We start from the raw sequence: 5,393 nt of genomic DNA on the forward strand, positions 1-5,393 counted from the left end.
AGTCGGTACAGGCCGCTCAGCCGCCCACCAGGTCCCGGTAGTACTCCGCGAGGCCGGGGTAGTAGTCCGGTTCGAAGTGCAGGGCATCCGGATCCCTCCCCGCCTCCGCTTCGACCAGGCGATCCAGGTAGTACTCCCACCCGGGACCGATGGACGCGGCGGACTCGGCGTCCGCGATGTCCTGTTCCAGGGAGATGACGGCCTCGCCGCCCTCGCCGCCCTCGTCGTCGCTCTCGATCCTCACGGTGAGCAGCCACCCACCTGACCCGGTCCGCACCACGAGGAGCCCGGGGGCGTCACAGGTGACCACCTCCATGTCATCCACCGGATCGCCGTCCTCGGCGGTCATGGTGAGCTGGACGGTGCCGGATGCCGGGTCGCCCGACCACGGGCCGATCCACCGGGCAGTGCGGGCCGGGTCGGTGACGGCGGCCCACGCCTGCTCACGGGACCGGGGCAGGCGGCGGGAGAACACGACCGCTCCCGAATCGGAGAGGCGGCCGGAGGGCGTGGGTGTGGGCATGTCGTCTCCTGGTGATCAGGCCGACGCCGGGGACGGGCTCACCCCGACGCCGACCGCCAGAATATCGCGAACCGCCGCGTGGAAACCGAAAAAGAATCACTCCGCACTCGTCGCTGCCGCAGGCGAGCGCGAACGGGTCAGTCCCTCGTGTCGCGGGGCAGGGTCGGGCCGGCGAGATCCGCGGGCCCCGGCTCCGGGGTCCCCGAGTCGTCGACGGGGGCAGAGGGTGACCCCGCCTGCCCGGTGGGCGTCGCGGCTTCCGTCGCACCGGATGTCTCCGTGTTCTCGTCGGTTCCGGCGCCCTCGGTCAGCTGACGGTCCGACGGGTCACCCGGGCCGGCTCCCTCGACGGCGGTGCCGCCGCCGGTCAGGCCCATGGACGCACGGATCTGCTCGAGCTTGCTCTTCCCCTCCGACTCGCGGGTGAACGCGGCGGCGTCGAGCTGAGCGGTGGACGGCGCACCCGTGGCCTCCGCGAGTTCCTGTTTGCCCAGTGCCGTGGTGTAGCGGCCCTCGATCTTGGCCCGGATCTCGTCGAAGGTGGGCGAGTTGCCGCCGCCGACGCCCTCGAGGGAGGACACGGAGTCGACGGTGCGGTGCTGCATCTCGGCCTGCGTGGCCTGGAGGAGCAGCTGGTCCTCCTGTGCGAGCGTCTCCCGCAGTCGCTGGTCGGACTCCTTGACCGCCTGCTTGGCCTGCTCGGCGGCCTGGACCGCCTGCCCGTGCAGCTGCTTGGTGTTCTCCAGATCCTGTTCCAGGGTGACCATCCTCGAGGCCAACTGCTCGGCTTGCGCGTCGAACTGGCCGGCGCGGGCCGTGTCCCCCTCCGCCCGGGCCGACTCGGCCACCTGGAGGGTCTGCCGGATCTGACCCTGCACCTCGTCGAGCTGCCGGGACTTGGTGCTCATCGCGATCTCGAGCTGCTTGGCGTTCCCGATCACCGAGGCCGCCTGGTCGGTCACCGCCTTGTGCTGCTGGCGGGCGTTGTCCATGGCCTGGCGGACGAGGATCTTGGGGTCCGCGTTGTCGTCGACCTTCTTGTCGAGCGAGGCCTTGAGGTAGTTCCAGCTCTTGGAGAACGGGTTCGGCATGTCGGGGTCCTAACTGTCGGCACCGTGGGCGCGGGCCGGAAGGCCGACCCGTGGCGTGTTCCTACCTCTTGACGGTACCGAGCAGCGCGGCCACCGGCAGCGCGGTACGGGGCAGGTAGGGCTGACGCCACAGGCCTCCCGAGGCGGCCCCGTGCGACTCGTGTTCCCACTGCACCCCGACGTCCGGTCGACCGACGTTGAGGTCGTGGACCAGTAGTGCCGCGAGAAGGGCGGACGAGGTGGCCGGTTCGAAGATCTCGATGCCGAACGCGTGCGCCCCCTTGTACGTAGCCGCGAGGATCTTGTTCTTGGTGACCGAGCGGGTGTCGGTGGCGGGGGCCACGTTGACGGAGACGGTGTGCCCGTCTGCGAACGCGGTGGTGGCGCGCCACCGCTGCACCCGCTTGGCCAGCGTGTAGTTGGGACCCTGCTGGGGCACGAGGGCGTCGTGCACCGCGGGCCCGCTGCCCTTCTCGTAGTTCCGGTGGAAGACCTTCTGGCCGGTCAGGGCGCCGATGATCCTCTTGATGTCCGTGGCCTTGCGGGCCCTCAGTGCCGCGTCCGAGGCCTTCCTGACGTCGGCGGGCACCACGAAGGTGTCCATCGGGGTGGCCAGGTAGGCCAGGGCGTCGGCGGTCCCGTCCTTCAGCAGGTCGACGACCAGGGCGTCGGCCGCGGAGGAGAGCTGCACGTGGGTCCCGCCGTCCGCGTAGAAGTAGCTGCCCACGGTGAGCGGGGCCGGCGCGGCCGCCCGGGCCCACGCGACGAGTTCCGGCAGCTGGGTGAGCAGGTCGATCCCCGGCCGTCCGTCCTCGCCGGTGGGGAAGTGGATCCGTCCCGCGAACTCCGCGGCCCTCTCGCGGAACCGGTCCCACACCGGGCTGGAGGGGAGGTCGACGCCCAGGATGTCGGCGCCCCACCTCAGCAGCCGGGCGGCGGGCCCCATCTCGGACCCCAGGCCGAGCACGAGCACCGCTCGGCCCGGCAGCGAGAGCCATTCAGGGTTGTCCTGGACCAACTTGAGAGCGTCCGCGCAGCTCGGCTCGATCACCCCGGCGTCCACCCACTTGTCCAGCCGGGTTCGGAGCACCGCGCCGGTCAGTTCCTCGCCGCGGTAGGGGATGGACAACTCTGTGGCGGGGGCAGCCGTGCCCTGGACCGTCTCGGTCCCCGGGGTGGACTGCGACGCGACGACGGCGAGGTAGTCCTTCATCGGGGTCTCGACCATCTGGCCGTCGACCTCGTGAACGCCCACCATTCTGGACTGGAGTGACTCGAGCGCGGCCCGGGCCACCCCGTCCCAGGCCTCCGCATCGGCGACGCCCACACCGACCAGCTCGGTGAAGGGCTGGATGTACCCCTTGCGCCAGTCCTTGATCCGGTGGACCCGCTCACTCGCGGCCGGGTCCACGGTGGCGAGCGCGTCTGCGACCACCTGCTTGGCCAGCCGTCCGGACGAGCGGTTTCCGGATGGGTCGGCGGGGAACTGAACTCCGCTGCTGTTGGGTGTCATATCGCTCCTGGATCGGGGACGGATTTATGCGAGGTCAACCTCACATTTAGCCACGTCTGAGCCTGCGCGTCGACGTGTTGACGACGAGTCAGGCAATCGAAGGTTAAAAGTGATCAACGTCACTAAACAGGCGGCGCGGTGATTCTGTATAAGCTTCAATTCACTTATTAAGGTTCACATAAGTCGAGGTAGTAGGGCGCTATGGGGCCTTTAGCAGCACTCATTGCCCGAATCGCGCGGACTTCGCGCCCGCGCCCGGCTGGGTATTAGCTGTGCCTGAACGAGACTTCTTGTAACAAGTCCAGAAAATTGCTCGATAGGGTGATGACACGATCCGACGGTGAGCGGCCCCTTGGCCGAGCGCTGGACCGGGCGACGAGGGGGAGAACCCGGGTCGCTGGATTGTCACCAACGAACAGGAAGGCAGTTCCTATGAAGAACTCCAAGCGGATGATCGCCGTCATCGCGGCCTCCGGACTCGCGCTCGGCACCATGCCGGGTGTCGCCAACGCGCAGGAGGGCAGCACGCTTCTCGACCTGGGGCTCGGGACCGAGCTCCTCGGTGGATCGATCGACCTCGGTCTCGATCTCTTCGTCGGTTCCGCCGGCGAGGACGGCCCGCTGACCGGCTCGCTCGAGGGCGTGTCCGATTCGCTCGGCACCGATTCGCTTGATCCGGCGTCGCTGGGCACGGGTTCGGACTCCGACTCGCTCGGCACCGATTCGCTTGATCCGGCGTCGCTGGGCACCGGTTCGGACTCCGACTCGCTCGACACCGGTTCGCTCACCGAGCTCGTTGGCTCGCTCGACATGGGCTCGGTCTCGGATTCGGCCGACCTCGGTTCGCTTGACGCCGCGTCGGTCTCCGATTCGCTGGGCACGGGTTCGGACTCCGATTCGCTTGATCCCGCGTCGCTGGGCACGGGTTCGGACTCCGACTCGCTCGGCACCGATTCGCTTGATCCGGCGTCGCTGGGCACGGGTTCGGACTCCGACTCGCTCGACACCGGCTCGCTGACCGACATCTTCACCGGTTCGGACGCGGGTTCGGACACCGACTCGCTCGACACCGGCTCGCTGACCGAGATCTTCACCGGTTCGGACGCGGGTTCGGACGACATGGGTTCGCTCGCCGAGATCTTCACCGGTTCCTCGGAGCTCGGTTCGGGTGAGATCAACCTCGGCTCGATCATCGAGGGCTCCGAGGCGGGTGGCGGGTCCGTTGATCCCGCGACCCTCCTCGCCCTGGGCTCGCTCGCGGCTGCCGGCATCGGCATCGGCCTGGCCGTGTCCGGTGGCGTCAACCTGCCGCCGCTCCCGCGCGTCAATGTCGGGCTCGTCTGCAACCTCCCGCCGGAGGCCATCGAGTTCCTCAAGGACAACGGCTCCATGGAGCGCCAGGAGTGCGAGCCCGTCGAGGAGCAGAACTGACGTTCTGACCCCTCGGCGCTGACCGAGTCAGCGTCCGGGTAGCACACCACCGATCCCCGCCGACCACACGGTCGGCGGGGATCGCTGCATTCTCCGGACCTGGATACCCTCAGAGCCATGTCCGTCCCCGACTTCGTCCTGGAACTCCGTCGCCACGTCGGCACCGCGCCCCTCTGGCTGGCCGGCGCCACCGCCGTCATCCGTGACCCCCACGGCGAGCGCGTCCTGCTGGTTCGACGTGCCGACACCGGCTGGTGGACCCCGGTGACCGGCATCGTCGATCCGGGCGAACATCCCGCAGAGACCGCAGTCCGAGAGGCACGGGAAGAGGCCGACGTCCGCATCCGCGTGGACCGCGTCGCGTCCATCGGCGTCTCCAGGATGGTCACCTACACCAACGGCGACCGCGCGCAGTACATCGACCACACCTTCGCCTGTACCTACCTCGACGGCGACCCCCGCCCGGCCGATGGCGAGAACACAGACGTCCGCTGGTTGGGGGTCGATGACCTGCCCGAGATGCGTCCCCACATGCTCGCCCGCCTCGAGGCGGGACTCGCGGATGAGGAACGCGCGCGAATCGAGCTCGCCACCGAGTCCAGCCGGGCCACCGAGTCCAGCCGGGCCACCGGGTCCCATTAGAATCGGATCGTGCCCGCCGACCGAGTGCGAACCGAGGTCCCACCCGTGGTGACCGCGGCTGTCGGCATGGTGGTGGCATTGGTCAGTGCGGTGTTCGGTATCGCGGCTCACGGCCTGGCCGCCGGTACGGGCGCGTGGGTGCCGAGCCCCGGGCAGATCCTGCTGATCGCCGCAGCAAGCGCGGGGGTGGGGG

General features: G+C 69.1%; 5 protein-coding genes and 1 pseudogene. 3 read left to right on the plus strand and 3 right to left on the minus strand.

Annotated elements, in window-relative coordinates:
- Window positions 1-16 precede the first annotated feature (16 nt).
- From IY392_RS03825 to IY392_RS03835, 3 genes are all read right to left on the minus strand, one after another.
- Complete coding sequence (locus IY392_RS03825; RefSeq protein WP_194860548.1) at window positions 17-523, minus strand: SRPBCC domain-containing protein; 507 nt, start codon at window positions 521-523, stop codon at window positions 17-19.
- Window positions 524-660: 137 nt separating this feature from the next.
- Window positions 661-1,614 (minus strand): PspA/IM30 family protein, encoded by a 954-nt coding sequence (locus IY392_RS03830; protein ID WP_194860549.1) that lies wholly within the window; start codon window positions 1,612-1,614, stop codon window positions 661-663.
- Window positions 1,615-1,675: 61 nt separating this feature from the next.
- Window positions 1,676-3,127, minus strand: coding sequence for a hypothetical protein (locus IY392_RS03835; protein ID WP_194860550.1), 1,452 nt, complete (start codon window positions 3,125-3,127; stop codon window positions 1,676-1,678).
- Window positions 3,128-3,559: 432 nt separating this feature from the next.
- Here IY392_RS03835 and IY392_RS03840 point away from each other — a divergent pair, with 432 nt between their 5' ends.
- The 3 genes and pseudogenes from IY392_RS03840 to IY392_RS03850 all read left to right on the plus strand — a co-directional run.
- Window positions 3,560-4,558, plus strand: coding sequence for a hypothetical protein (locus IY392_RS03840; RefSeq protein WP_194860551.1), 999 nt, complete (start codon window positions 3,560-3,562; stop codon window positions 4,556-4,558).
- 117 nt (window positions 4,559-4,675) lie between these two features.
- The gene (locus IY392_RS03845) at window positions 4,676-5,200 is read left to right on the plus strand and encodes an NUDIX domain-containing protein (protein WP_194860552.1); all 525 of its coding nucleotides are present in this window, start codon (window positions 4,676-4,678) and stop codon (window positions 5,198-5,200) included.
- A gap of 9 nt (window positions 5,201-5,209) precedes the next feature.
- A pseudogene (locus IY392_RS03850) lies at window positions 5,210-5,393 on the plus strand (hypothetical protein); the annotation flags it as partial.

Origin of the sequence: Dietzia sp. SYD-A1, assembly GCF_015356725.1 — a bacterium.
GTDB lineage: Bacteria > Actinomycetota > Actinomycetes > Mycobacteriales > Mycobacteriaceae > Dietzia.